Annotated in this window: 30 protein-coding genes; 19 read left to right on the plus strand and 11 right to left on the minus strand. The window is 70.6% G+C overall.

What is annotated here, in order from left to right:
- Positions 1–5 precede the first annotated feature (5 nt).
- Genes ACOZ32_RS03240 through ACOZ32_RS03255 form a run of 4 tightly spaced genes read left to right on the plus strand, consistent with a single transcriptional unit; the run spans position 6 to position 4849 of the window.
- Positions 6–1436, plus strand: a complete 1431-nt coding sequence (locus ACOZ32_RS03240; protein ID WP_205251174.1) for a methylaspartate mutase subunit E — start codon at positions 6–8, stop codon at positions 1434–1436.
- Positions 1436–2692 carry a methylaspartate ammonia-lyase gene (locus ACOZ32_RS03245; protein ID WP_424334930.1) on the plus strand — a complete coding sequence of 419 codons (1257 nt, stop codon included), beginning with the start codon at positions 1436–1438 and terminating at the stop codon, positions 2690–2692. Before ACOZ32_RS03240 ends, ACOZ32_RS03245 begins: the two co-directional genes overlap by 1 nt.
- Before the next feature lie 58 nt (positions 2693–2750).
- The gene (locus ACOZ32_RS03250; RefSeq protein WP_424334931.1) at positions 2751–3377 is read left to right on the plus strand and encodes a MaoC family dehydratase; all 627 of its coding nucleotides are present in this window, start codon (positions 2751–2753) and stop codon (positions 3375–3377) included.
- The gene (locus ACOZ32_RS03255) at positions 3374–4849 is read left to right on the plus strand and encodes an acetyl-CoA hydrolase/transferase C-terminal domain-containing protein (RefSeq protein ID WP_424334932.1); all 1476 of its coding nucleotides are present in this window, start codon (positions 3374–3376) and stop codon (positions 4847–4849) included. The genes ACOZ32_RS03250 and ACOZ32_RS03255 overlap by 4 nt, the downstream gene beginning before the upstream one ends.
- 28 nt (positions 4850–4877) lie before the next feature.
- Here the strand turns inward: ACOZ32_RS03255 and ACOZ32_RS03260 are convergent, their stop codons facing one another.
- Together ACOZ32_RS03260 and fer2 are read right to left on the minus strand one after the other, a co-directional pair.
- The gene (locus ACOZ32_RS03260; RefSeq protein ID WP_424334933.1) at positions 4878–6173 is read right to left on the minus strand and encodes a glycosyltransferase family 87 protein; all 1296 of its coding nucleotides are present in this window, start codon (positions 6171–6173) and stop codon (positions 4878–4880) included.
- A 207-nt stretch (positions 6174–6380) separates the two neighbouring features.
- Positions 6381–6770 (minus strand): ferredoxin Fer2, encoded by a 390-nt coding sequence (fer2, locus tag ACOZ32_RS03265; RefSeq protein WP_010903707.1) that lies wholly within the window; start codon positions 6768–6770, stop codon positions 6381–6383.
- Positions 6771–6912: 142 nt separating this feature from the next.
- On the opposite strand from fer2, the gene hisA reads away from it, so the two are divergent.
- Positions 6913–7641 (plus strand): 1-(5-phosphoribosyl)-5-[(5-phosphoribosylamino)methylideneamino]imidazole-4-carboxamide isomerase, encoded by a 729-nt coding sequence (gene hisA, locus ACOZ32_RS03270; protein ID WP_205251179.1) that lies wholly within the window; start codon positions 6913–6915, stop codon positions 7639–7641.
- 51 nt (positions 7642–7692) lie between these two features.
- Positions 7693–8283 carry an imidazoleglycerol-phosphate dehydratase HisB gene (gene hisB, locus ACOZ32_RS03275; protein ID WP_010903709.1) on the plus strand — a complete coding sequence of 197 codons (591 nt, stop codon included), beginning with the start codon at positions 7693–7695 and terminating at the stop codon, positions 8281–8283.
- 28 nt (positions 8284–8311) lie between these two features.
- On the opposite strand, the gene ACOZ32_RS03280 is transcribed toward hisB, so the two are convergent.
- Complete coding sequence (locus ACOZ32_RS03280) at positions 8312–8809, minus strand: hypothetical protein (RefSeq protein WP_205251180.1); 498 nt, start codon at positions 8807–8809, stop codon at positions 8312–8314.
- A gap of 126 nt (positions 8810–8935) precedes the next feature.
- On the opposite strand from ACOZ32_RS03280, the gene ACOZ32_RS03285 reads away from it, so the two are divergent.
- Positions 8936–9439, plus strand: coding sequence for an amino acid-binding protein (locus ACOZ32_RS03285; RefSeq protein ID WP_012289478.1), 504 nt, complete (start codon positions 8936–8938; stop codon positions 9437–9439).
- Here ACOZ32_RS03285 and ACOZ32_RS03290 read toward each other — a convergent pair.
- On the minus strand, positions 9436–9795 hold the full coding sequence (locus ACOZ32_RS03290; protein ID WP_136361606.1) for a hypothetical protein: 360 nt from the start codon (positions 9793–9795) through the stop codon (positions 9436–9438). The genes ACOZ32_RS03285 and ACOZ32_RS03290 overlap by 4 nt on opposite strands.
- 84 nt (positions 9796–9879) lie before the next feature.
- Here ACOZ32_RS03290 and ACOZ32_RS03295 point away from each other — a divergent pair, with 84 nt between their 5' ends.
- The 4 genes from ACOZ32_RS03295 (at position 9880) to ACOZ32_RS03310 (ending at position 14637) form a co-directional block, all read left to right on the plus strand.
- Positions 9880–10500, plus strand: coding sequence for an IMPACT family protein (locus ACOZ32_RS03295; protein WP_424334934.1), 621 nt, complete (start codon positions 9880–9882; stop codon positions 10498–10500).
- A gap of 50 nt (positions 10501–10550) precedes the next feature.
- On the plus strand, positions 10551–11651 hold the full coding sequence (locus tag ACOZ32_RS03300) for an ABC transporter substrate-binding protein (protein WP_424334935.1): 1101 nt from the start codon (positions 10551–10553) through the stop codon (positions 11649–11651).
- Between the two features lie 13 nt (positions 11652–11664).
- Positions 11665–12549, plus strand: coding sequence for an NAD(P)/FAD-dependent oxidoreductase (locus tag ACOZ32_RS03305; protein ID WP_205252232.1), 885 nt, complete (start codon positions 11665–11667; stop codon positions 12547–12549).
- 63 nt (positions 12550–12612) lie between these two features.
- The gene (locus ACOZ32_RS03310; protein ID WP_205251181.1) at positions 12613–14637 is read left to right on the plus strand and encodes an alpha/beta hydrolase family protein; all 2025 of its coding nucleotides are present in this window, start codon (positions 12613–12615) and stop codon (positions 14635–14637) included.
- 11 nt (positions 14638–14648) lie between these two features.
- On the opposite strand, the gene ACOZ32_RS03315 is transcribed toward ACOZ32_RS03310, so the two are convergent.
- The gene (locus ACOZ32_RS03315) at positions 14649–14888 is read right to left on the minus strand and encodes a DUF7569 family protein (protein ID WP_010903717.1); all 240 of its coding nucleotides are present in this window, start codon (positions 14886–14888) and stop codon (positions 14649–14651) included.
- Between the two features lie 46 nt (positions 14889–14934).
- On the minus strand, positions 14935–15618 hold the full coding sequence (gene upp / locus ACOZ32_RS03320) for a uracil phosphoribosyltransferase (RefSeq protein WP_010903718.1): 684 nt from the start codon (positions 15616–15618) through the stop codon (positions 14935–14937).
- Positions 15619–15711: 93 nt separating this feature from the next.
- Here upp and ACOZ32_RS03325 point away from each other — a divergent pair, with 93 nt between their 5' ends.
- Together ACOZ32_RS03325 and ACOZ32_RS03330 are read left to right on the plus strand one after the other, a co-directional pair.
- Positions 15712–16395 (plus strand): DUF5828 family protein, encoded by a 684-nt coding sequence (locus ACOZ32_RS03325; RefSeq protein WP_010903719.1) that lies wholly within the window; start codon positions 15712–15714, stop codon positions 16393–16395.
- 62 nt (positions 16396–16457) lie between these two features.
- The gene (locus ACOZ32_RS03330; RefSeq protein WP_424334936.1) at positions 16458–17639 is read left to right on the plus strand and encodes an anion permease; all 1182 of its coding nucleotides are present in this window, start codon (positions 16458–16460) and stop codon (positions 17637–17639) included.
- A 14-nt stretch (positions 17640–17653) separates the two neighbouring features.
- Here ACOZ32_RS03330 and ACOZ32_RS03335 read toward each other — a convergent pair whose 3' ends face one another.
- Positions 17654–19027 (minus strand): hemolysin family protein, encoded by a 1374-nt coding sequence (locus ACOZ32_RS03335; protein WP_235157223.1) that lies wholly within the window; start codon positions 19025–19027, stop codon positions 17654–17656.
- 106 nt (positions 19028–19133) lie between these two features.
- Between ACOZ32_RS03335 and ACOZ32_RS03340 the strand changes: the two genes are divergently transcribed.
- From ACOZ32_RS03340 to ACOZ32_RS03350, 3 genes are all read left to right on the plus strand, one after another.
- Positions 19134–19424: a glutaredoxin family protein gene (locus ACOZ32_RS03340; protein WP_010903722.1), complete on the plus strand. Its 291-nt coding sequence runs from the start codon at positions 19134–19136 to the stop codon at positions 19422–19424.
- Positions 19424–19939 (plus strand): peroxiredoxin family protein, encoded by a 516-nt coding sequence (locus tag ACOZ32_RS03345; protein WP_136361613.1) that lies wholly within the window; start codon positions 19424–19426, stop codon positions 19937–19939. Before ACOZ32_RS03340 ends, ACOZ32_RS03345 begins: the two co-directional genes overlap by 1 nt.
- Positions 19940–20025: 86 nt before the next feature.
- The gene (locus ACOZ32_RS03350) at positions 20026–20622 is read left to right on the plus strand and encodes an L-threonylcarbamoyladenylate synthase (protein WP_010903724.1); all 597 of its coding nucleotides are present in this window, start codon (positions 20026–20028) and stop codon (positions 20620–20622) included.
- Here the strand turns inward: ACOZ32_RS03350 and ACOZ32_RS03355 are convergent, their stop codons facing one another.
- The 4 genes from ACOZ32_RS03355 to ACOZ32_RS03370 form a co-directional block, all read right to left on the minus strand.
- Positions 20623–21288, minus strand: a complete 666-nt coding sequence (locus ACOZ32_RS03355) for a CRISPR-associated protein Cas4 (protein WP_136361614.1) — start codon at positions 21286–21288, stop codon at positions 20623–20625.
- Between the two features lie 41 nt (positions 21289–21329).
- Entirely contained in the window at positions 21330–21959 is a 630-nt protein-coding gene (locus tag ACOZ32_RS03360; RefSeq protein ID WP_136361615.1) for a hypothetical protein, read from the minus strand.
- A complete protein-coding gene (locus tag ACOZ32_RS03365; RefSeq protein ID WP_010903726.1) occupies positions 21956–22603 on the minus strand; it encodes a hypothetical protein in 648 nt (215 codons plus the stop codon). Before ACOZ32_RS03365 ends, ACOZ32_RS03360 begins: the two co-directional genes overlap by 4 nt.
- Positions 22604–22669: 66 nt before the next feature.
- Positions 22670–23272 (minus strand): conditioned medium-induced protein 4, encoded by a 603-nt coding sequence (locus tag ACOZ32_RS03370; protein ID WP_136361616.1) that lies wholly within the window; start codon positions 23270–23272, stop codon positions 22670–22672.
- 106 nt (positions 23273–23378) lie between these two features.
- Here ACOZ32_RS03370 and ACOZ32_RS03375 point away from each other — a divergent pair, with 106 nt between their 5' ends.
- Genes ACOZ32_RS03375 through ACOZ32_RS03385 form a run of 3 tightly spaced genes read left to right on the plus strand, consistent with a single transcriptional unit; the run spans position 23379 to position 25389 of the window.
- Positions 23379–23987: a biotin transporter BioY gene (locus tag ACOZ32_RS03375; protein WP_136361617.1), complete on the plus strand. Its 609-nt coding sequence runs from the start codon at positions 23379–23381 to the stop codon at positions 23985–23987.
- A complete protein-coding gene (locus ACOZ32_RS03380; protein WP_010903729.1) occupies positions 23987–24685 on the plus strand; it encodes an energy-coupling factor ABC transporter ATP-binding protein in 699 nt (232 codons plus the stop codon). Before ACOZ32_RS03375 ends, ACOZ32_RS03380 begins: the two co-directional genes overlap by 1 nt.
- Complete coding sequence (locus ACOZ32_RS03385; RefSeq protein WP_136361618.1) at positions 24682–25389, plus strand: energy-coupling factor transporter transmembrane component T family protein; 708 nt, start codon at positions 24682–24684, stop codon at positions 25387–25389. Before ACOZ32_RS03380 ends, ACOZ32_RS03385 begins: the two co-directional genes overlap by 4 nt.
- Positions 25390–25415 lie beyond the last annotated feature (26 nt).

The following is a 25415-nucleotide window of genomic DNA, read 5'->3' on the forward strand; positions in this document are numbered from 1 at the left end:
CCCCGATGATCGAAGACAAGCGACTCACCGACACCGAACTGGAGGCCATCACGGACCGGATAACCGGCGACTGGGTATCGAGGGCGGCCGTGGACTTCGCGGACGCCGTGGCGTTCCACGAGTCACTGCCGCCCCACAAGCGGTTCGCGGCGGTGCTTGAGAACGCCGAGGCGGTGTTGTGCCAGCCCCGCGCCGGCGTACCCCGCCTCGACGAGCACGTCGAGTTGCTCCAGCACCTCGACGAGGAAGGCGGCGCGGACCTCCTGCCGACCACCATCGACTCGTACACCCGGGACAACGCCTACGAGAAGGCCGCCGAGGGGCTGGCGCGCTCCCGGGAGGCCGACAGCAGCGAGCTCAACGGCTTTCCCGCCGTCAACCACGGCGTTGAGGGCTGCCGGGAGGTCGTGCGCCGGGTCGACGCACCCGTGCAGGTCAGACACGGCACCCCCGACGCGCGCCTGCTGGCGGCGGTCACGCTTGCGGGCGGGTTCCAGAGCTTCGAGGGCGGGCCGATCACGTACAACCTCCCGTACACGAGTGCCTACGATCTAGAGACGACCATCGAGTACTGGCAGTACGTCGACCGGCTCTGTGGGGCGTACACGGAGCGCGGGGTCACGATCAACCGCGAGCCGTTCGGCCCCCTCACGGGGACGCTCGTCCCGCCGTCGATCGCCATCGCGATCGTCACCATCGAGGGGCTGCTGGCGGCAACCCAGGGCGTCCGCAGCGTCACGCTGGGGTACGGCCAGGTCGGCAACCTCGTCCAAGACGTCGCTGCGGTGCGCGCGATGGCGGCCATCGGGGCGGAGTACCTGCCCGACTCGGTGACCGTCACGACGGTGCTCCACCAGTGGATGGGGGGGTTCCCGCGCGACGAGGCGCGGGCCCACGGCGTCATCGGGCTGGCCGGCGCGACCGCTGCGCTCGTCGAACCCACGAAGGTCATCACCAAATCCCCCCAGGAGGCGGTGGGCGTGCCGACGGCGGAATCGAACGCGGCGGGCCTGCGCACGACCGAGCAGGTGCTGCGGATGCTCGACGAGCAGTCGATCACGCTGGACGGCGTCGACAGGGAGCAGGCGTTGATCGAGCGGTCGGTGCGATCACTGCTCGATGCGGTGTACGAGGCCGGCGACGGCGACATCGCGCGTGGCACGGTGCGGGCGTTCGACGCGGGGACGCTTGACATCCCGTTCCCGCCCAGCGACGCGGCGGCGGGTGACGTGCTCCCGGCCCGCGACGACGACGGCCGGGTTCGCCTGCTGAAGTTCGGGGCGGTGGCGCTGGACGACGAGACGAAGCGAATCCATCGCGCGCGACTGGACCGCCGCGCGGACACCGAAGGCCGGGAGCTCTCGTTCCGGATGGTGGCCGACGACGTGTCGGCGGTCAGCGATGGGCGGCTCATCGGCCGCCCGGGGGACGACTGATGCGGATCGAACGCGTCACCGCGACGCCGGGGGTCGCGGGGTTTTTCTTCGACGACCAGGCCGCGATCACCGCCGGCGCCGACGCCGACGGGATGGCGTACGCGGGCAGCCCGCGGACGGACGGCTACGAGCGCATCCGCGAACCCGGGGAGGCGCTCGTGGTCGAGGTGGTGTTGAGCGACGGGCGACGGGTGCGCGGGGACTGCGCGGCCGTCCAGTATTCCGGCGCGGGCGACCGTGATCCGCTGTTCCGGGCGGCCGACCACAGGGCCGTCGTGGAGGGCACGGTGGCCGAGGCGCTCGTGGGCCGGGATGCGGCGTGTGTCGCGGACAACGCGGCGGTCGTCGAGTCACTCGCCGACGAGCGAGGGCTGCACACCGCGGTCCGGTACGGCGTCTCGCAGGCGCTGGTGGCCGCCGCCAGCGCCGCGCGCGCGACCACGCAGACGCGGGTCCTCGCGGACGCCCTGGGGACTGAGCCGGCGACGGAGCCGGTGCCCGTGTTCGGGCAGTCCGGCGAGCAGCGCCGCCGCGGCGCGGAGGCGATGCTGCTGAAGCGGGTCGGCGTGTTGCCCCACGGGCTGTTCAACAGCGTCGAGGCGGTCGGCCCCGACGGCGTCCGACTCGTCGAGTACCTCGACTGGCTGTCCGAGCGCGCCGCCACCCTGGGCGGCGACGGCTATCGGCCGCGGTTCCACGTCGACGTGTACGGGATGCTCGGGGAGCTGTTCGGGCCGCCGTACGACCGCGCGGCGGTCACGGGGTACGTCCGCGAGCTGCGGGCGGCGGCCGCCCCGTACCCGCTGCAGATCGAGGGGCCAATGGACGCCGGGAGCCGCGAGGCGCAGATCGACGCGATGGCGGAGCTCCGGGACGGCCTCGCGGACGCCGGCGTGGCCGTCGACATCGTCGCCGACGAGTGGTGTGACAGCCGCGCGGACGTCGAGGCGTTCGTGGACGCCGGCGCGGCGGACGTCGTCCAGGTGAAGACCCCGGACGTGGGGGGCCTCCTGGAGAGTGGGCGGGCAGCCAGATACTGCGCGGGCACCGACACCCGGGCGTACGTCGGCGGGACGTGCAACGAGACGACGGTGTCGGCGCGGCGGTGCGCGCACGTCGCGCTGGCGACCGACGCCGCACAGGTGCTTGCGAAGCCCGGCATGGGGTTCGACGCGGGGTACGCGGCGGTCAGCAACGAGATGCGACGCACGCTCGCGCGCCACCGGGCGGCAGTGGGTCCTGGTGACGCGGCATAGGCGGCGTGCGGGCGGACTCGGGGAATCGCCAACCGAACACCGACACACAGCCACAACGATGCCACAGAACACGACGAACCCGTCTACGGGAACGGCCGAGCAGCGCACAGCAACCGACACGACCGTCCAGCTCCGGGCGGGCTGGCAGGGGCGGTTCTACGAGGATTTCGCGGTCGGCGACGTGTACAAACACCCCTACGGCCGGACGGTCACGGAGACCGACAACGTGTGGTTCACGAACCTCACGATGAACGCGAACCCGATGCATTTCAACGCGGCGTACGCGTCCGGAACCGAGTTCGACGAACGCCTCGTGAACGGGCTGTTCGTGATCGCGCTCTCGGTGGGGATGAGCGTGGTGGACGTGTCCGCGAACGCGACCGCGAACCTCGGGTACGACGACATCCAACACCACGCGCCGGTGTTCCACGGCGACACGCTGTTCGCCGAGAGCGAGGTGCTCAGCAAGCGCGAATCGGAGTCCCGGCCCCGCGTCGGGATGGTGACCACGGAGCTGCGGACGTACACCCAGGACGGCGAGTTGGTGTTGTCCCTGGAGCGCACGCCGATGGTGCGCAAGCGTGGGGCCGCGGACCCGTCGGCCGCCCGGCCACCGGGATGGCCCGCGGGGGTCGGCACGCAACCGGACGCCGAGCGCACGGTCCCGGACGGGGAGTCACGATGACGGCACCGCGGACGGCCGGCGTGGCGGGGCGCGTGAACGGCGACTGTCCGGTCAAAGACGCCGCCACCGTGGCGGCCGGCATCGCCGACGACGCGACGCTCGCGGTGTCGGGGTTCGGGAGCGTCGGCGACCCGAAGGCGGTGCCACGGGCGCTGGCCGCGGCCGCGCGCGACGGCCGCGACCTCGCGCTCACCGTCGTCTCCGGCGGGAGCGTCGGCGACCCACTGGACACCGATCTCGTGGCGGCGGGCGGCGTCGCGCGGCGGTACCCGTATCAGGCGACGACGGCCGCGCGGACGGCCGCGAACGAGCGGGAGTTGGCGTTCGCGGATCGCGGGATCGCCGGGCTGAGCGACGAGGTGCGGTTCGGGCGGCTGGTGGACCCCGACGTGGCGGTCGTGGAGGCGGTGGCGGTCGGGCCGGGGTGGCTGATCCCCTCGACGTCCGTGGGGCAGACGCCGGCGTACGTGCGGGCGGCCGACGAGGTGGTGGTGGAGGTCAACGACGCCCAGCCGATGGGGCTGTCGGCGTTCCACGACGTGGTGGTGCGTGACCCGCCGCCTGACCGGGGGCCGCTGGCGGTGTCCGCGCCGGGCGAGCGGGTGGGCGAGTCGGCCGTGCGATTCGACCCCGAGAAGCTGCGCGCGGTCGTGCGCACGGACCGCCGTGATGACCCCTACGAGTTCCGCGATCCGACGGCGACTGACCGCCGCATCGCCGACAACGTCTTGACCGTGTTGGAGCGCGCCGTCGACCGTGATCCGGTGATCGGAGCGGCACCAACACTCCAGTTCGGCGTCGGCAGCCTCGGGAACGCGTTGATGGGCGCGCTGTCGGGGTCGTCGCTCGCCGACGGTGAGCTGCGGTATTACGGCGAGGTGATCCAGGACGGCCTGTTGGACCTGCTTGCGGACGGCGACCTGGCGGTGGCGAGCGCGACCTCGCTGGCGCTCTCAGTGGACGGACAGGATCGCGTGTTCGACGCGCCCGAGCGGTACGCCGAGGACGTGGTGCTTCGCCCGTCGAACGTCTCGAACGCGCCGTCGCTGATCGACCGGTTCGGGGTGGTCGCGGTCAACAGCGCGGTCGGCGTGGATCTCTACGGACACGTCAACTCCACACACGTCTCGGGGGCGCGGCTCATCAACGGCATCGGCGGCAGCGTCGATTTCAATCGGAACGCCCACCTCACTGTGGTGGCGCTGCCCGCGACCGCGGCCGGCGGCGACGTGTCGACGGTCGTGCCGCTGGCGAGCCACGTCGACCACACCGAACACGACACCGACGTGGTGGTGACCGAGCACGGCGTCGCGGACCTGCGCGGGAAGCCACCCGTCGCGCGCGCCGAGGCGATCATCGAGTGCGCCGCCCCCGCGTTCAGGCCGGATCTGCGGGCGTACCTGGATCGCGCCCGGGGGTCGGCGGGGCACCTCCCACACGACTTGTCGACGGCGTTCGACTGGCAGTCGTAGCCCGGCCACGAACACCACCGGCGGCCGGTCAGTCGCCGCTGGCTGGGGTGTGGGCGGTGGTGAGTGGAACGTGGCGGCCCGCGGTGTGGATGGTACACCACACGAGTACCGCCGAAAGGCCGAGGAGGGGAACGGAGGCAACGGACAACACGGGGGCGACGACAGCGAGGACGGCGTGGCTGGCTGTCGACGGTGCGCCGAGTGACGCCAGGCCGGCCGCGACGTGGGCGGGCTGGACGGGGAACGCCATGGCGGCGGTGCCTGCGAGCAGCAGCCAGCGCTCGCGGCCGCCGGGATCGAGGTACAGCAGGCACACCAGCGGGAAGTAGGCGTACACCACGTAGAGGGCGTTCGACGCGGGTGAGACGAGCAGCATGCCCGCGACGACGGCGAGGTACGTCGTCAGTCGGTCGGTGAGGGTGTGCTCCCGGCGAGCGACGAACCACACCGCGGGTGCGACCGCCAGGAGTGCCAGCGGGCCGTACAGCCGGGGGTCGACGGTGCCCAGGAGCTGCGAGAGCGGGCGGTACAGCGACATCGCGAAGAAATCCGGGGAGACGGTGCCGGCGAACTCAGACACCCGGCTGCGGGCGGCCAGCACGTGGACGTACCGGATGTAGGCGTCGACCCCGAACCAGAGCCCGCCGGCCACGAGCGCGCCGGTCGCCGTGGCCACCGCGACCCCGATCGCGTGCCAGGCCCGCCGGAACACGAGCCACAGTCCGAGGACGACCGGGAACACCTTCACCAGGGCGGCGGCGGCGATGACGACGCCGGCGATCCCCTGGTGGTCGCGTTCGAGCGCGACGAACGTGCCGGCGAGCGCGAGCGCGATCAGGGTGTCGACCTGCCCCAGGCCGAGCGCGGACAGGACTGGCGCGCTGGCGACGCAGAACCCAACGACGAGCAGCCGGTCGATGTCGTCGAGTCGGCCGCGCCGGGCTTCGATGGTGTGAACTGTCAGGGCTGCAAGCCCCAGCGCCGCTGCGACGTTGCACGCCGACTGGATCGCGAACGCGGTCTGCCAGCCGCCGGCGGCCGCTTGGGGCACGAACAGCGCGACCGCGACCGGTGGGTAGACGTATGAGACGCCCGGCAGCCCGGTTTCGATGCCGACGAACGGGTCGCCGTGGAGCGCGGCTTCCGCGGCCGCGTGGTAGGCGCGGTAGTCCCAGGCGAGGTGCGAAACGTCCGCGAGCACGAGGAAGTAGACGGGAACCAGCACGCCGGCAACAGCGCTCCAGAACAGCACGAGGCGGCGGGCGTCGAGGCCGGCCGGCAGCCACGACGGTCGAATGGCTGACAACCGCAGGGTGCGCGACATTGCCACCGGCTTCTCGGTTGGGTGGTTTAGTGTAAAGGGAGTAGTTTCACAACGAGAGAATGCGCCGAGGCGGAACGCACAGGGCGGCCAGTAGTGGGCCGGCGCGGCAGGCAGGCTGTCGGAGCCGGGGCTGCGTGGCGTGTGCGCGAAGAATCGGGTGAGCTAGCGGCGCGTCACGGGCTGTCCCGGACCGGGCGCGGGGCCAGTTCAGATGACGCGGTTCTGCAGGTAGTCGAGGTGCTTGGCGTTGTAGACGATCTTGACCTCGTCGGCTGCGGGCGAGCCGATGCAGGTCAGGCGCACGTCCTTCTCCTCGACTTCCTCGTCGCTGAGGATCTGCTGCATGTCCATGTCGATTTCGCCCTCCTTGACGATGGACGCGCAGTTCGCACAGGCACCGGCGCGACACGAGAACGGCCAGTCGTAGCCCTGCGCTTCAGCGGCTTCGAGGATGTACTCGCCCTCCGCGACCTCCATCGTGCCGTAGTCTTCGCCGTCGAGACCGGCGTCGGCGGCCTTCTCGAAGAGGTCGTCGTCGTCCATGTCCCAGCCCTGGTCGTCCAGCGTTTCGTAGTTGAGGTATTCTACCGTCGGCATCACTGCAGAGTTCGGCTTCCGAACGCATAGTAGTTGCTGTTCGGGCCAGCGTACTGCCACGAAAGCCCGGGTGTGACCGCCATCACGACGCTGCCCGCGGCGTCAACGAGGGGTTTTATCCACGGCAGCCCATGGTGGGGGTATGACATTCGAGTCGTTCACGGTGCTGCCGGCCGTCGACATGCAGGACGGACAGGTGGTGCAGCTCGTGCAGGGGGAGCGTGGGACCGAGCGCACGTACGGCGACCCCGTGGACGCCGCGACCGACTGGGTGGCCGCGGGCGCCGAGGCGTTGCACCTCGTGGACTTGGACGGCGCCTTCGAGGGTGCGCGCGCGAACGCCACCGCCGTCGAGGACATCCTCGACGCGACCGACGTGTCAGTGCAGGTCGGCGGCGGCATTCGGAGCGCCGAGGACGCCACGGCCCTGCTCGATCGGGGCGTCGACCGTGTCATCCTCGGCACCGCCGCCATCGAGACCCCGGACATCGTCGGGGAGATCGCGGCCGCGTACAGCGACGGCGTGCTCGTGAGCCTGGACGCCAAGGACGGCGAGGTGGTCGTGGAAGGCTGGACCGAGGGCACCGGCATGGACCCGGTGGCGGCCGCCCAGCGGTACGCCGACCTGGGGGCGGCGGGCATCCTGTTCACCGACGTGGACGTAGAGGGGAAACAGGAGGGCGTGCGAACCGGCCCCGTTCGAGACCTCGTTGACAGCGTCGACATCCCGGTGATCGCCAGCGGCGGCGTTGCCACTGTCGACGACGTGCGCGCACTCGAAGCCGCGGGGGCGGCCGGCGCGGTCGTCGGGACCGCGCTCTACGAGGGGAATTTCACGCTTGCGGACGCGCAGGCGGCCGTCGAGGACTGAGCGCCGCCGGGAGCACAACGACCATGTGGGCGGCGCGCCACTACCGCGGTGATGACAGACCGGACAGCCGCAGTGACGCGGGAGACGGCCGAAACCGACGTGGCGGTCACGCTGGACCTCGACGGCGACGGCGAGCACACCGTCGACACCGGGATCGGGTTCTTCGATCACATGCTGGCGGCGTTCGCGAAACACGGGCTGTTCGACGTGACCGTGCGCTGTGACGGCGATCTCGACGTTGACGACCACCACACCGTCGAGGACGTGGGGATCGCGCTCGGGGCGGCGTTCAGCGAGGCGGTCGGCGAGAAGCGCGGCATCCAGCGGTTCGCCGACCGCCGGGTGCCCCTGGACGAGGCGGTGGCGTCCGTGGTCGTGGACGTGTCGGGGCGCGCCGTCTACGAGTTCGACGGTGGGTTCAGCCAGCCGACGGTCGGCGGGCTGACGAGCCGGATGGCGGCGCACTTCTGGCGGACGTTCGCGACGCACGCCGCGGTCACGCTGCACTGCGGGGTCGACGGCGAGAACGCCCACCACGAGATCGAGGCGCTGTTCAAGGGGGTTGGGCGGGCGGTGGACGACGCGACCCGCATCGACCAGCGCCGGGCGGGGGAGACGCCCTCGACGAAGGGCGACCTCTGAGCGGGGCGGCGCTGGCGTGGGAGCCGACCTATGTGCGGCGCAGTCCGTCGCCGTCGGCGGCCACGTCGCCGTTCTCGATGGCGGCGTCGACGGCGGTCTGGAAGGAGTCCGCAGTCAGCCCGTAGGCGTTCGTCGCGAGCGCGCGCAGGTCGCCGCGTGGCATGTCGTCGTCGCGGTTCTCCAGCAGCCGCAGGACTTGGGCGTAGCCGTCGGGCCGCGAAGCGGCGGCGTCGTCGGTGGAGTCCTCGATGGTGATGCCGGCGGCGTCGCTGCTGGCGGCTTGCGGGGACGTCGGCGGGGTGGCGGGAGAATCGGCGGCCGGGTCGGAGCCGGAGTGGTCGGTGTCCGTGGCCGCCCCGTCGTGGTCGTCGGCACCACGGAGCGGGTCGGTGACCGTCTCCAGCGTGGTTTTGCAGCCGTCACAGAGCGCGAGCCGCACCGGACCGCTGGGGTTGGCCGCGGGGACGACCTCGAAGACCCCATCCGGGGCGTCGCCACAGAAGTCACAGGTGTCTACTTGACGCATACGTTCCTGGCTGTGGCTGGCAGCCCCAAAAGCCTGCTCGGTGTTGGGTTGGGTGGCCGGACACCGGCTGGCGGGGTGACTGGGACGCGAACGGTTTTCAGGCGCGTCCACCTGGCTTGGACCATAATGTTCGACGAGATCATGCAGAAGTTCGAGGGGAGTCCCGGACAGCAGGCGGTGATTCGGCTGTTGCTCGAACGCGGGTTCTCGGTGAACGACGGCGGCCGCGTGGTCTCCGGGGGGATCGAGATCCCGTACACGCAGGTCGCCCAGGAGGCGGGCGTCGACCGGCGGGTGGTCGATTCCACGACGGAGGCGATCCTCGATGACGGCGAGCTGACGCGCATCTTCCAGAACATCAGTCAGATCCCGAGCCTGATGGATCTGGCACCCGTGCTTGACCTGCACGTGGTGACGGTGGCCGTTCAGGACGCCGACGAGCCGGGGATCGTGGCCGCGGTGACGGGACTGCTGGCCGACCACGGGATCCCGATCCGGCAGACGATCAGCGAGGACCCGGAGTTCACCGACGAACCGCGGCTGTACGTCGTGACCGACGAGGAGTTGCCGGGGGCGGTGTTCACGGCGCTGGCGGAGATGTCGGCGGTGCGATCGGTGGAGCTGTCCTAATCCCGGAAGAGCACACTCGCCAGGATGAACACGTAGCCGACCGTTGTCAGCGCGTAGTTCACCGTGAGCAGGAGGATGGCGTTCTCGAAGTCCTGTGCGAACGCCGAAACGGTGGTGGCGATCGCGGCCGCAACGACGACACAGAACCCCAACGCGAGGTACAGCATTTCCCGGCGTTCGGTTTGGAGGAACGCGTTGGCGGCGAACGCGACCATCGCGATGCCGGAAAGCGAGAGCAGGGCGCTGGCGGCGGCGTACAGCAGTTCGAGGTCAGTGAGTCCGGCGAGCTGGCCCGGGAGCGAAGGGGTGAGTCGGGAGAGCGTGAACAACAGGTCGCCGGTCGTCAACGCAACCATCTGTCCCGGGTTTGCGCCGACGAATGCATAACCCTTGTGGGCAGAACCGCAAGCGGCAACCCCCTGCTCGACCAACGAGCGCGTGTGACCGACGCCTACCGCACGCTTGCGGGCTCGGGGCGGGACAGCTTCGAGGTCCGGGGGTCTGAGTTCATCGGGTATGCGGGGCCGGCAAACACCGTTGCGGCGGCCGAAGCGTTCATCCAGGAGGTCCGGGAGCGCCACGCGGATGCCACCCACAACGTGCCGTGGTATCGGGTGCGCGTGACCGGTGGTGGCCCGGGCGGTGGGCATCTGTTGCGGGAGTACCAGAGCGACGACGGCGAGCCGACTGGGTCCGCCGGGAAGCCGGCGTTGAACGTCGTCCAGCAGCGCGACGTCGAGAACGTGGTGGGTGTCGTCACGCGCTATTACGGGGGGACGAACCTGGGCGTTGGGGGGTTGGCGCGGGCGTATTCGACGGCGGTCAAGGACGCCGTGGATGCGGCCGGCGTGGTCACCCAGCGCCCGCAGGCGCGGCTCGTGGTGACGGTTGCGTACGATGATTCGGGCACCGTGCGGGGGATTCTGGAGAGCGCCGAGTGTTCGTTCGACGCCGACTACGAGGCCGACGTGACGTTCGAGGTGACGGTGGCTGTGGCCGACGCCAACGCGCTCCGGGAGCGCATCGCGGACGCAACGAGCGGCCGGGCGGAGATCGCGTAGCGCCGGCGGAAAACCGAAGCGCACAAGTAGTTTTAGGCTGGCCTAAAACCATGCGAACGCGCAGACAGTTCCTCGCCACAACCACGAGCCTCACAACCGTCGGGCTGCTCGCGGGCTGTGCGCGCAGCCCCGACAACACCGACGAACGCGGCGCCGAGAACACGTACACCGCCTCGATCGCGCCCGTCGGGGATGTCGCGTTCGACGGCGTGCCCCAACGCTGGGTCACGAGCAACGGCAGTTGGGCGGATATGGGCGTCGCGCTCGGCCTCGACCCGCCGGCCGCGGTCACGCTCACGGACAGATACCACACCCACTACTACGACGACATCCCCGGCGTCAGCGTCGACGACAGCGACATGGTGTCGCTGTACCAGGACGGCGTCAACCCCGAGCGCTTCTACAACCTCGACGCCGACATCCACGTGATCGACCCGAACTTCCTCGAACACCGCACAGAGAACATCTCCCAGGCGGACATCGAGGACATCGAATCCCGGATCGCCCCGTTTTTCGGGAACTGCAGCTACGCCCACCACTACGAGTGGCACGACGACTACCGCTACTACTCGCTGCTTGGCGCGCTCGAACGGCTTGCGGCGGCGTTCAAGCGCCGAGACCGCTACGAGGCCATCAAGGCGCTGCACGCCGACGCCCAGTCGACGCTCGAATCGGTCGTCCCCGCGCCGGCCGACCGTCCCGCCACCGCCGTGGTCTGGGGGGTCGGGGACGCTCCCACCGAGTTCTACCCCTACATCATCGGCGGCGGGACCGGATTCAAGCACGTCCGCGATCTGGGCGTCCGGGACGCCGTTGCGGCGAGCGGCGTGCCGGACTTCCACGGGTCGCGGACCGCCATCGACGCCGAAACGCTGCTCGACATCGACCCTGAGGTGTTGCTCCTGCGGGGCTACGAGGACAAGACCGCAGCCGAGTTCCAGGACGCCGTCGTGTCCCCGCTACAATCCCACGCGGCCGCGGGCCGCGTCACCGCTGTCGAGAACGGCGACGTGTATCGCGGCGGCGGCCTCTATCAAGGCCCGATCACAACCCTCGTGCTCACCGAGCGACTGGCCGGCGACCTCTACGGGTACGACGGCGAACTGTTCGACCGCCAGCGCGTCGCGGACATCGTCGCGGGGGCGATCTGACGTGCCCGAACCGATGCCCACCCAGGACGGCGAGCGCCGTGATGTCGTCATCGTCGGCGGCGGCCCCGCGGGCTGCGCTGCGGGCGTGTTCACCGCGCGCTACGGCCTCGATACGGTCGTCTTCGACCGCGGGAACGCCGCGCTCCCGCGCTGTGCGTTCGTCGAGAACTACCCCGGGTTCCCGGGCGGGATCGACGTGCCGACGCTGCGAGGGCTGTTCCACGACCACGCCGAGACCGCGGGCTGTGACCTGATCGCGGACACCGTCGAATCGGTCGACCGGCCGAGCGACGACGACACCGGGTTCGTCGTCGAAACGCAGGACGGCCGTCGGGTGCACACCGACACCGTGCTCGCCGCGGCGTGGTACGATGGCTCGTACCTGCGGCCGGTCGTCGGCGACAGCGCCTTCGAAACCCACGACCACCACGGCGAGTCGCGCGAGCGCTTCGACGACGCGTACGCCGACGCCGACGGCCGCACGCCCGTCGACGGCCTCTACGTCGCGTCCCCGGGCGGCCAGCGCAGCGCACAGGCCGTGATCGCGGCGGGCAACGGCGCGCACGTCGCGCGCTGTCTGCTGGCGGACCGAAAGCGCGCCCGGGGATACCCCGAGGGCGTAGCCCCACACTACGACTGGAAGCGCCGCGAGTCGGATCTCAGTGGGGAGTGGGCCGACCGTGACCGCTGGCGGGAGTGGTTCGCCGCCGAGGCCGGCGACGACCACGACCTCGACGACGACGAGTTCGCGGCGCTGCGGGCGGCGCACCTCGATCGCACGTTCGACGCGACGCTGTCCGCGGACGCGATCGAGGAGCGCGCCGAAGCGGGAGCACACCGGCTGCTCGATCACATCGACGACGACCACATCGAGTCGTACCGCGAGCAACGGGACTGACTGGCGGCAGACAGCCACGGGGGGTACCCGAACCGTTTTGCGAGCGCCGGGCGACCCCCCACTATGCAGCCAGTCGAAGCCAGCGATTACTGGGAGCTGGCGCGGCTCAGCCAGCCGGCGGTCTCCCCGACCGGCGACCGCGTGGCGTACGTCCGAACGACCGCTGAGCGCGACGGCGACACCGGCCAGGAAACCGCGTCAGTCCACGTCGCGCCGGTCGGCGGTGGCGGTTCGCGGCGTTTCACCGCCGCCGATGGCACCGACGCCGAGCCGGCGTGGAGCCCCACCGGGGACCGGCTGGCGTTCGTCTCCACCCGCGGCGACGCTGGCGGGGGTCGCCCCCAGCTGTGGGTGGTGCCCGTGGACGGCGGGGAGGCAACGCGAATCACCGACGTGATCGGCGGCGTCTCGAACATCGCGTGGGGACCCGACGGCGACCGGGTGGCGTTCCTGCAGGCGGTGCGGCCGGCGGAGCGAGCCGAGGAGCTGGACCGCGAGCACGACGGCGAGTACGAGCGCGACACCCCCGATCCGCGCGTGATCGACCGGCAGATGTACCGCGGCCACACGAGCTACCGGGACGGCGCGCGCCGGCACGTGTACGTCGCGGACCTCGCTGCGGGGCGCGTCGACCGAGTGACCGCGGGTGTCGCCGAATGCGGCGGCCCTGCGTGGGGCGACGACGGCACGCTGTACTATCCGATCCGGCGCGGGCTGGACGCCGACGACCGCCTGGAGTGGGCGATCGAAGCCGCGACGCCGGCGGACTCGGCTGACAGCACCGTTGTGACGACCGTCGAGGGGATGGGGCCGACGCTGGCCGTCCACGGCTCCCGGGTCGCGTACACGACGACGCCGGCCGACGACCCGACGCTGACGCAGACGGCCGTCGAGGTCTTCGACCGCGACACCGGGGCGACCGACCGCCTCACGGACGGGGTCGACCGCACAGTCGCCGAGCGGACTGCGGGCCACGCCCCGGAGTGGGGGCCCGACGGCGAGCACCTGTACGTCTGCACGCCCGACGAGGGCGGGTACGTCCTGCGGCGGGTGGCCGCCGACACCGGCGACGACCGCGTGGTGCTTGCCGGCGACCGCCACGTCCACGCGTTCTCGGTGTCCGTGGACGCGGTGGCCGTCGTGCAGTCCGAATGGGACCACCCCGGCGAGGTCGTGGCGGCGACCCCGATGGGTGGTGAGGAGGTCACGCTGACGCGCGCGAACCGCGACTACCTCGACGAGCGCGCCGTCTCCAAGCCCGAGTCGGTGTGGATCGATGGTCCCGCGGGCGACATCCAGGGGTGGGTGCTCACGCCCCCGGAGTTCGACCCCGAGGAGACGTATCCGCTGGTCGTGAACGTCCACGGCGGCCCGCACCTGATGTGGTCGGCGGCCGGGACGATGTGGCACGAGTTCCAGACGCTTGCGGCCCGCGGGTACGTGGTGTTCTGGTGTAACCCCCGGGGCTCGACGGGGTACGGCCAGGAGTGGCTGCGTGCCGTCGAACGCGACTGGGGCGCGGTCACGCTCGCGGACGTCATGGCCGGCGTGGCGGCGGTCACCGACCGCGACTACGTGGACGCCGACAACGCGTTCATCACGGGCGGGAGCTTCGGCGGGTTCATGACCGGCTGGGCGGTCGGCCACACCGACGCGTTCGCCGGCGCGGTCGCGCAGCGCGGCGTCTACGACCTCACGGGGTTCTACGGCACGACGGACGCCTACGCGCTCGTTGAGGGTGAGTTCGACACCGACCCCGTGCGGGACAACGCGTTCCTGTGGGCGCAGTCCCCGGCGGCGCACACCGACGCCGTCGACACCCCCACGCTGCTCGTGCACTCGGAGGCCGACTACCGGACGCCGGCGAACACCGCGGAGCTGTTCTACCGGCTGCTGAAGAAACACGGCGTTGACACCCGGCTGGTTCGGTATCCCGGCGAGGGCCACGATCTCTCCCGGTCCGGTGATCCGGGCCACGTGGTCGACCGCATCGAGCGCATCGCTGCCTGGTTCGACGGCTACAGCGACCACCACGAGGCGGCCCCGGTGCTGGAGACCGACCGCCCCGGGGCGGCCGCCGACGAGTAACCCCCCTGCGGTCAGTCGACGATGATGTCGGTGCCGCCGTCCTCGCCGTCGGCCGCCGCGGCTGCGTCGTCGTGTCCGGTGTCGGCGCGCATCTCCGTCTCGTAGCGATCCACCCATTCGGCGAAGCACTCGGGACAGAGGCGCTGGCTGTCGATCTGGGAGCGGTCGACGGAGACGCGAACCGTCCGCGATAACGGGTTCGCAACCGCGTCGCCACACCAATCACAGGGCTCCGCGTCGGCGTCGCTCATACGCGCTGCCTTGCGGGCGAGCGTCTTGAACGTGGCGGGGCCGCCGTCAGGTCGTGCGGAACGCGCGGTCGCCGGCGTCCCCGAGTCCGGGCACGATGTAGCCGTCGTCGGTGAGCGTGTCGTCGATGGCGACCGTCAGCAGGTCCGCGTCCGGGAACTGGTCGCCGACCCGCAGCAGGCCGTCCGGGGCGCTCACGGCCGACAGCACGAACAGGTCCTCGACGCCCGCAGCGGGCATCTCGTCGGTGACGTGGTCGAGGACGGTGCACATCGTCGATCCGGTGGCGAGCATCGGGTCGGCGACGATGACGGTGTCGCCCTCCGAGATGTCCGGGAGTTTCACGTAGTCGACGGTGATCGGGAACTCGCCGTCGGCGTCCATGCCGGCGTCCTCGTCGCGGCCCGCGCTGATGACGCCCTGTTTCGCTCGCGGGAACGCCTTCAGCAGCCCCTCGACGAACGGGGTTGCCGCACGGAGCACGTTGATGATGACGACGTCGTCCAGGCCGGTGACGCGCTCGCCGGTCGTCTCGGTGAGCGGCGTTTCGAAGGCCGTGAACTCCGTCTCCATCGCGCCGTCGATGATCTCGTAGCCCGAGATGCGGCCGAGTTTCACCAGCCCCTTCCGGAAGCTCACCTGCTCGGTGGTGGTGTCCCGGAGCCGGGAGAGGGTGTGTTTGGCGAGCGAATGCGTGATCACGTGTGCGTCGCCGCGGTCCTCGATGGTCATACGTGAGGTGGGACTGCGCGTCGGCTTGAAACCTACTATGACACGCCGGTATCGACAAGACGTTTATGCGATGCGGGCCTAGATCGGGCAGCTATGGAGGAGAGCGTCGCGGGGTTCAAGCAGCGGGGCACGTGGGGCGACGTGGTCGAACACGGCGAACGCATCACGACCGCGCTGCGGGAAGCCGGTGCCGACGAGGCGTTTGCGGACGCGTTCGCGGAGTGGGACGACTGGCGGCCGAAGTCACACGAGCGCATCGGTGACGAGGTCAACGAGAAGACCGCCGATCAGGCCAGCGTCGCGGAGGGCAAAGGCGAGAAGGCCGGCGCGTCCGCCGACGAGGACCTACAGAAGGCCGGCGAGCAGCTGTCGGCGTCCTACGAGAAGCTCGGCGACGGCGACGGCGGTGACGCCGTCGAGAAGTGGCAGTCGTCCCTGGACCACGTCAAGCGGGCGGCGGACACGGCCGGCCGGAAGGCCATCCGGAAAGTCGAGGACGCGGTGTACCGGAACGTGATGACGCGGATCGCGCCGTACTACTTCGACAACGCGTTGGTGTCCGCGAACATCCAGCGCGTCCGCAGCCAGGAGGAGTTCGTCTTCGAGGTGAACATCAACGACGACGACCTCAAGTCGGCGGTCCAAGACCACCTCTCGTCGTTCGAAGCGCTCGACCGCTGGCACGTGGACACGGAACGCGAAACCGACGTCGCGGAGGCCGCCGAGGGCGTCGACCCGCCGAAACAACGCGAGGACGCCAAATCGACCACGAACTGAGCCCGGCTGGGCGACGCGTGCCGGCAGCCTCTTTGCACCGCCGCGCGGATAGTGACTAACGAATGGTTGGTGCTGAAGCAGCGACGTTCGTGGTGGCGGCGGTAGCGAGCCTGTTCATGGCGTGGGCGATCGGTGCCGGGTCGTCGGGATCGACGCCGTTTGCACCAGCCGTTGGCGCGAACGCGATCACGGTGATGCGTGCGGGGTTCGTCGTCGGGATCCTCGGGCTCGCGGGCGCGGTGTTCCAGGGTGCGAACGTCTCGGAGGCGGTCGGCGGCGATCTCATCGTGGGGATGCCGCTGTCGCCGCTGGCGGCGACGATAGCGCTGTCGACGGCGGCGCTGCTGGTCGCGGCGGGCGTGTTCGCCGGATACCCGATCGCGACCGCGTTCACCGTCACGGGCGCGGTTGTCGGTACCGGGCTGGCGATGGGGGGTGGGCCGGCGTGGCCGAAATACCAGCAGATAGCGACGCTGTGGGTGCTGACGCCGTTCGTCGGCGGCGGCACGGCGTACGTGACCGCGCGGAGCCTCCGGGACACCGCCCACGAGCGCGTGCTCGTGCCGGCGCTTGCGGGCGGCGTGGGTGCGATCACCGCCAACATCGAGTTCGCGTTTCTCGGCGGCCCCGACGCCGCACGGTCGATCGCGTGGTCGCTCGCGAGCGTGGCCGGCACGCCGTCACTGGCGGGGCGTGGGGCCGCGACGCTGGCGGTGGCGGCGGCGGCCGCGGGCGCGCTCTACTGTGACAGCGCGGGTAACGCCAGCCGCGGGCAGCGCCACTTCCTGCTGGCGCTGGGCGGACTGGTGGCGTTCTCCGCCGGCGGGAGTCAGGTCGGCCTCGCTGTGGGGCCGCTGTTGCCGCTCATCGGCGGTGAGATCCCCCTGCCGTACGTGTTGTCGGGTGGTGGCGTTGGACTGCTCGTTGGGTCCTGGACGGGCGCGCCGCGGATGATCAAGGCGCTCTCACAGGACTACTCCTCGCTGGGGCCGCGGCGGTCGATCGCCGCGCTCATCCCGAGTTTCGCCATCGCGCAGTCGGCGGTGTTCTTTGGCATCCCGGTGTCGTTCAACGAGATCATCGTCTCCGCGATCATCGGCTCGGGGTACGCCGCCGCGGGCGGCGGCGGTGGCGGCGTCAGCGGCCGGAAGATGGCGGTGACGGTGCTGGCGTGGGTGGCGTCGCTGGTGGTCGCGTTCGCAGCCAGCTACGGCGTGTTCGCGGCCGTCAGCGCGGTCATGTAGGCGGGAGGAGCGCGCTACGCGCCGTTCCCGGTGGAGTCCGCGGTCAACACTTCGGCGTTGGCGTCGGCCTCGGCCGCCGAGTCGAGGCGCTGCACGCGGGCCTTCATGATGCGCGTGTTCTCGACGTGCTCGACGGTGAGTTCGATGTCCTCGAAGCGGAACGCCTCGCCCTCCTCGACGAGCCGGCCGGCGCGGTTGAAGATGAACCCCGCGATGGTTTCGAACTCCTCGCCCTCCGGCAGGTCGATGTTCAGGGCCTCGTTGACCTCCTCGATGTTCACCTCGCCGCGCACGCGGACGGTGTCCTCGTCGACGGAGTCGATCGGGAGGTCCTCGCCGCCGTCCAGGATCTCGCCGACGATCTCCTCGGTGATGTCCTCGGCGGTGAGCAGCCCCTCCGTGGTGCCGAACTCGTCGATGACGACGACCAACTGCACGCGTTCGTCCTGCATCTCCTGGAGGAGGTCGTCGACGTTCTTGGACTCGGGGACGTGGAGGGTCGGCTCGATGAGGTCGTCTAGCTCGGCGTCCTCGGTCTCCCCGTAGAGGGATTCGCGGACGAGATCCTCGAGGCTGACCACGCCGATGACGTTGTCGAGTTCGCCGTCGTAGACGGGCACGCGCTCGTGGCCGGCCTGCGTACACGTCTGGATGGCCGCCTCGATGGTGTCGGTCTTCGAGACCGCAACGACGTCGAGGCGCGGCGTCATGACCTCCTTGGCGATGGTGTTGTTGAACCGGAAGATGCGCTGGAGCATCTCCCGTTCGTCCTCCTCGATGACGCCCTCGCGCTCCCCGGTCTTGATCATGTCCTGGATCTCGGAGCGCGTGACGTAGCTGGATTCGATGGCCGCCCGACCGCCGGTGAACTGGTTGACCGCGCGCGTGAGGTAGTCGAACAGGACGACCAGCGGATACAGGAATCGCTCGCTCCACTGCAGGGGTTTCGCGATGGACAGCGCCCAGGATTCGGAGTTCTCGACGGCGTAGGACTTCGGCGCGCTCTCCCCGAACAGCAAGACGAGGGCGGTGACGCCGAAGGTGGCCGCGAGCACGGCCTTGCCCTGCGACATGGAGGTGGCGAACAGGCCGGTGGCGATCGAGGACATCGCGATGTTCACGAGGTTGTTCCCGACCAGGATGGTGATGAGCAGCCGGTGGGGATCGCTTTTCAGCGCTGCGACTGCGTCAGCGCCCGAACGCCCCTCCTCAACGAGTGCGTCAATGCGGTGGCGCGGGATCGAGAACATGGCGATCTCCGAGGAGGAGAAAAACGCCGACAGTACCATCAGGACGGCCAGCGTCGCGACTCCGGCGCCGATGAAGACGTTTCCGGAAACGTCGGTCCCGAACGCCGACACAGCAGTCAGAGGCGGTGAGATGCCCATTCAGATGTGGTCTTACTCCGCACTCCTTTTAATTCTTTGCTGACCGAAGCTGCGACAGCCGCCGCGGGCGAAGCGTTTACCCGGGATTCCGCCGAACACCTCGTACATGAGTGCTCCCGCAGCGCCACCACGGCCGCCGCACAGTGACGCCCACATCACGCTGTATCGGCTGCAGGCGTGTCCGTTCTGCGAGCGCGTCGTGAACCGCCTGGAGGAGCTCGGGCTGGCGTATCAGTCGCGGTACGTGGAGCCGATGCACTCCGAGCGCGACGCCGTCAAGCGCATCGTCGGCGCGCGCACCGTGCCCGCCATCGTGGACGACGAGACCGGCGTGGCGATGGCCGAGAGCGCGAACATCGTCGCGTATCTCGACGCCACCTACGGGGGTGGGGAGTGATGGAACTGGACTTCGACGTCGTCGACCTCCCGGCGGTGGACCACGTGGCGGCGGGCGACGACGCCCCCGACTTCATCCGCCCGCTGGTGACCGACGAGTACTGGGCGGACGTGGCGCTGGCGGACCTGCTGGCGGAGGGCCCGGTCGTGCTGGTGTTCACGCCGATGGACGGCGCGTTCCCCGCGACGGACATGTACTCCGAGCTGCGGGAGCGCGGCGTCCACGAGCGCGCCCAGGTGGTCGGCGTCTCCATCTCGACGCCGTACGAACACAAGACCACCATCGAGGACCGCGGCATCCAGGAGTTCACCGGCCTCTTCAGCGACCCGCAGGCGGGCGTCGCCGAGGCGTACGGCGTCGAGCACGACCCCGACGGCATGGCGGGTGTCGTCGAGCACCGTCCGGCGACGGTCGTCATCGACGCGGATGGCACCGTCGAGTACGCGTGGGTGGCCCAGCAGTGGCCGGAGTTCCCCGCGTACGACGAGTTGGAGGCTGCGCTAGACGAACTGTAGTCGCATCCGGTGTCGCGCGGTTCGTGGTTCCGGGGTTCGCTTAGCGCGGTCAAAAGTTCCTTTTCGAGCAAGCGTGTAGTCCCGCTATGAGTACGGACGACGCCCTGGCTGAGGCCGCCGAAGCGCTCCGTGAGGGCGGGCTGGTGGTCTTCCCGACCGAGACGGTGTACGGACTCGCCGCGGACGCCCTCGATCCGGACGCCATCGAGGCCGCCTTCGAGGCGAAACGGCGGCCCCGGGAGAAGCCGCTGTCGTTCGCGTTCCCGGACGTCGAAGCCGCCGTCGAGCACGTCGCCGTCGGCGAGACCGAGCGGGCGTTCATGGCCGAGTTCCTGCCCGGCCCCGTCACGGTGGTCTGCGAGAAGCGCGATTCGGTCCCCGACGTGCTGACCGGCGGCCGGGACCGCGTCGGGGTGCGGGTGCCCGACAGCGAGGTGGCGGTGGCGCTGCTGGAGCGGGTCGCGCCGTTGACGGCGACGAGCGCGAACGTCTCCGGGGAGCCAAGCGTCACGAACCCGGCGGCTCTCGACCCCGCGTTCCGGGCGCGCGTCGACGCCGTGGTGGACGCCGGGGAGTCACCGGGGGGGACTGGGAGTACAGTGGTCGACGTGGCGCGCGGCGAGATACTGCGCGCGGGCGCGGTCGGCGACGCCGTCCGGGAGTGGCTGGCCGAGCACGCCTGACTACGCGTCGTCGAACGACAGCAGCGACCGGAGGCTGCGGGTTTCGGTGCCACACGCCTCGCGGTAGTCGCAGGCCCCGCATTTGGCGTCGTCGTGCAGCCGTGGCGGCGGGCCGTCCAGCGAGCGCGCGGTGCGGAGCGCGCGCTGGTAGGCCGCTTTCTTCCGGGTAGTGAGGGCGACGCGCCGGATCACGCCGTGGCGGGCGTACTCCACGAAGGCGTGGTCGACGGGCGTTTGCTCGCGCCACGACAGGGCTTTCGCGGCGGCGACCGCCCGGACTGCCTGCGGTTCCCAGACCCCCGCTTCGGGTGGGCTCCCTGGGGTCACGAGCGAGGGGGCGAATGGGTCGTGGTGGACTTTCGCCGCCGTGCCGTGTGCGTCCTTCCCACGCAGGTAGACGGCGGTTTCGGCGGGGTCAGAAACGGAGTGGACGGCGAGGCTGGCGGCGAGGTTCGACTGGAACTCAGGGGGTGAAACGGCGAGGTCGTGGGCGGCCAGGGTCGACGCATCGGCGGTCGAAAGCGCGCCGTACTGGGCCGCGAGTTCGCGGGCGGCGTCGTGTGCTGGGGGCGGGTCCCGGTCGTCGCGGCGTGCGTAGTAGAGCTGGCGGGGACAGTACGCGGCGGTCGCGAGATCGCTGAACGGGACGCGGTCGTCGGCGGTCACGGGCCGGGGTGGGCGCGGCCTCGTATGTGAACGTTGGCGTGCTACTGGCGCGAGCGCCACCAGGCCGCGACGACTTCGGCGACGCCCGTGAGGTGGGCCTGCCCGAAGACGGCGACCACGAGCGCGCCCAGGGAGTTGTACATGAAGTCGTGCATCGTGTCCGCGAGGCCGTGTTGGGCCAGCGGCATCGCCAGTCCGGTGGCCGTGGCGAGTTCGTCGAGACCGAACTCCAGGAGCTCCCAGACGACGCCGAACGCGAGCACGACGACGAAGATGTAGACGAACGCGATCTCGCGTGGCACGGTGATGTCGTCGTGGTGGCAGTCGACGGCGCGCGCGACCGTGTATCCGGCACCCGCGACCAGGGACGCCGACAGCGCGTGCGTGACGTGATCCCACCAGGGGATGGAAACGTACAGTCCGGACGATCCCAGCGAGTGGAGGAACGCCGCCGCGGTGATCCAGAGCACGAGCCACGGATCCATGGGGAGGCCGTAGTTGCGTTCGAGCGCGCCCGGCACGAGCGTGATGAGCAGTGTGACGGTGCCGTTGACGACGGCCTTGGAGTTGCCGTCGAGGAAGCCGAAAGCCACCATCACGACGAGCACAGCCTGCATGGCGCGTGTGAGCAGGCGCTGTGTCGCTGCCGACGGCCGGGGGAGCAGCGTCACCGCTCGGTCACCCGGCTGGTGGCGCGGCGCAGCCAGCGGGTTCGCCGTCGGAGCGCGAGGGCGAACAGGACGCCGGCGGCGAGGCCCGCAAGCGTCACCCAGACGAACTCGGTCATCAACGCGTGGTTGGTGGTGAGGTATGCGGTGCCGAAATGCTGGTCGGCGGTCCAGCGGAAGACCGCCCACACCGCCCCCGAGGCCAGCGTCACCAACACGACCAGCACGGCGGCGAACCAGTGCGTGACCGCCAGCGACGTGAACGTGTGCAGTTCGCCGACGACGACGAGTGCAACGGCGGCCAGCGAGACGTAGACGGCGAACGTGCCGACGGTGCCGCCGAACAGCCCCCGCACCAGGATGGGCAACAGCCCGACACACAGCAGTTCCCAGGGCAGCATCGTGCGCCACGACCGGAAGACGACCGGCGGCACGGCGACGATCACGCCGACAGCGCCGGTGAACACCAGCCACCGGAGATCGACGTCGAGGGCGCTGTCCAGGACGACGCCGCCGAGCACGGCGACCGCCAGCCACGCGATGACGGCGTTGACGGTGCTGTTCCGGAACAGGAAGGCGAACGCGTCGTCGACAGCGGCGGGGATGTCGGGGTCGAGAGGGCCGTCGCCGCGGCTACCGCGTGCCATTGACTGACGTCTCGGGGGGCACAGTGAAAGGGGATTCGATGGGGACCGCGGGTCGGCGCTGGCGCGTCAGAGGTCGACGTCGGTCTCCTGGCCGTCGGTGGCGTCGTCGAGGCCGTCCTCGTGGACGGTCGCGGTGAGGCGTTCGGTGAGCGCGCGGTCGCGGAGGACGTTCTCGAACTCGGCGCGGTAGCGGTCGTTGGAGCGCTGAATGGCTGTTTTCGCGCGGAGCACGTCGCAGGCGGCGGCTGCGTCCTCGGGGGCGGCGTCGAGGGCGTCCGCGACGGCGTCGGGGTCGGGGTCAGTGGGGTCGGCGACGGCGTCACGAACGGCGTCCAGGGGCAGCGGTGTGTCCGCGTCGTCGTCGCGGACGAGGTGGAGGTCGAGACGGGCGTGGCGGACCGTCCGGGCGTCGATGTCGGCGGCGGCGGCGATGGCGTCGTCGGCGTCCCCGGCGTAGAACTGGCGGACAACCGTGACGAGGGTCGCGGTGTCGAGGTCGGTGTGGAACGCGAGGCGGTCCCGCATCGTGGTGATGGTGTCGCGGAGCGTCTCCTCGACGGCTGGTTCGGCGGTGAGCGAGCCGTGGGTGTCGGCCTGTGATTCCGTGATGGTGTCGTTGTCGGTGACACTCTGGAAGATATCACGGAGTTCCTCGGTCTTCTCGTCCATTGGGGTACTGTGAGAGTCTGTGTGCCCGTGGTGAAATGTCTGCTGGCTCCCAGCGCCGTCGTAAACCAGGCGTTTGAATACAGTTGACGACACACGGAACGCAAGCATGCAAACCGAAACAGACGGCGTCGAGCTGGTCGGCGACCAGACCGTCGAGAACATCGCGCGAGCCGCCGTGTTCGCGGCGCTGACCGGAGCGATGGCGTACGTGTCGTTCCAGAACCCCGTCTCGCCGGCACCGGTGACCCTGCAGGTGCTGGGGGTCTTCCTCGCGGGACTCTACCTCGGGCCCGTCTGGGGCGGCGCGTCCATGGTGCTGTACCTGATCGCGGGCGGCGTCGGCGCACCCGTGTTTGCCGGCGGCGGGAGCGGGCTCGGCACGTTCGTCGCGCCGACCGGCGGCTACCTCCTGTCGTACCCGTTCGCGGCGGCTCTGACCGGGCTCGTCGCACACGGCACCACCGAACTCGCGGACCCACGGGACGTGGGGGTGGCGAAACTCGTCGCCGCGATGGTCGCGGCCACCGTCGTCATCTACGCCGCCGGCACGGTCGGGTTCGCCATCGTACAGCGCCCCAGCCTCGCGGCCGCGTTCGCTCCGTCCACGCTCGTGGACGCGTTCCTCGTCGCGGGCGCGGCATTCATCCCCGCTGAGGCGTTCAAGATCGCGGCCGCGATCGGCATCACGCGCAGCGACCAGCTGAACGCCGCCTGATGCTGTCGGTCCGGAACCTCGTTCACCGCTACGGCGACACCGTCGCCGTCGACGGCGTCAGCCTCGACGTCGCTGACGGCGAATGCGTGGTGGTGACGGGCGCGAACGGCTCCGGGAAGACGACGCTCGTCCGACACTGCAACGGCCTCCTCGAACCGGACGACGGCGAAGTGCTCGTGAACGGCACCCCCGTTGGTGAGGATCTCGTGGCCGCCCGCGCGAGCGTCGGGATGGTCTTCCAGAACCCGAGAGACGGCTTCGTCGGCGCGACGGTGGGCGCGGACGTGGCGTTCGGCCCGGAGAACCTCGGCCGCCCCCGCGAGGAGATCGACGCCCGCGTCGCGGACGCGCTGGACGCCGTCGAACTCGGCGGGCGGCGCGACGAGCGCGTCGCGGACCTCTCGGGGGGCGAACAGGAGCGGGTGGCCATCGCGGCGGCGCTGGCGATGCGCCCCGACCACCTCGTGCTCGACGAGCCGTTCACGGGCCTGGACTGGCCCGCACGGCAGTCCGTCCTCGACCGGCTGCGGGCGCTACACGCCGCGGGAACGAGTCTGATCGTCGTCACCCACGACCTCCGGGACGTCTGGACGCTGGCCGACCGCGTGGTGGCGATGCGGGACGGCGAGATCGCGCTCCGGGGCGACCCCGCGGACGTCCGGGGCGCGCTCCCCGACGCGGGGGTGCGGCCGCCGTGACGCTGGCGTACCGGCCCGGCGGCGGCGTCCTCCACCGCCTAGATCCGCGGGCGAAGCTCGCGCTCCAGGCGGGGTTCGCCGCCGCGGCGTTCGCGCACACGACGATCCTCGGGCTGGCGGCGCTCACGCCGGTTGCGGTGGTGGTGCCACGACTCGCGGGGGCGTCCGTGCGGGACGTGCTCGGCGAGTTCCGGGCGGTCGCGCCGTTCCTGCTGGCCGCGCCGGCCGTGGCGGGACTCACGCTCGGCGAGCCGTGGTTCCGGATCGCCCCCGCCGCCCGCGTCGCGCTCGCGTCGTACCGCGTGCTGTTGGTGTTGCTCGTCGCGGCCACCTACGTCTACAGCACGCCCGTGCGGGACTCCCGGGCGGCCGTCCGCTGGCTCCTGCCCGGGAAGCTCGGGGCCGCGACGGGCATCGGCGTCGCGCTCGTGTTCCGGTTCCTGCCGGTGTTGCAGGGCGATCTCACCGCCCGCCGGGACGCCGTGAACGCGCGGCTCGGCGGCGAGCGGTCGATCCGGGAGCGCATCCGGCTCGTCGCGGTGGGTGGGCTGGGGCGCGCGCTCTCGCGGGCCGACCGCCTCGCCGTCGCGCTGCGCGCCCGGTGTTTCGCCTGGAACCCGACGAGCCCGCCGCTGGCGTACGCCCGCCGCGACTGGCTGGCGACCGCCGCCGCCGCCGGACTCGCCGGAACCGTGCTCGTGTGACCACCCCGGATGCGGTGGTCGCATGG

The organism is Halobacterium sp. MBLA0001 (assembly GCF_049705385.1).
GTDB classification, from domain to species: Archaea; Halobacteriota; Halobacteria; order Halobacteriales; family Halobacteriaceae; genus Halobacterium; species Halobacterium salinarum.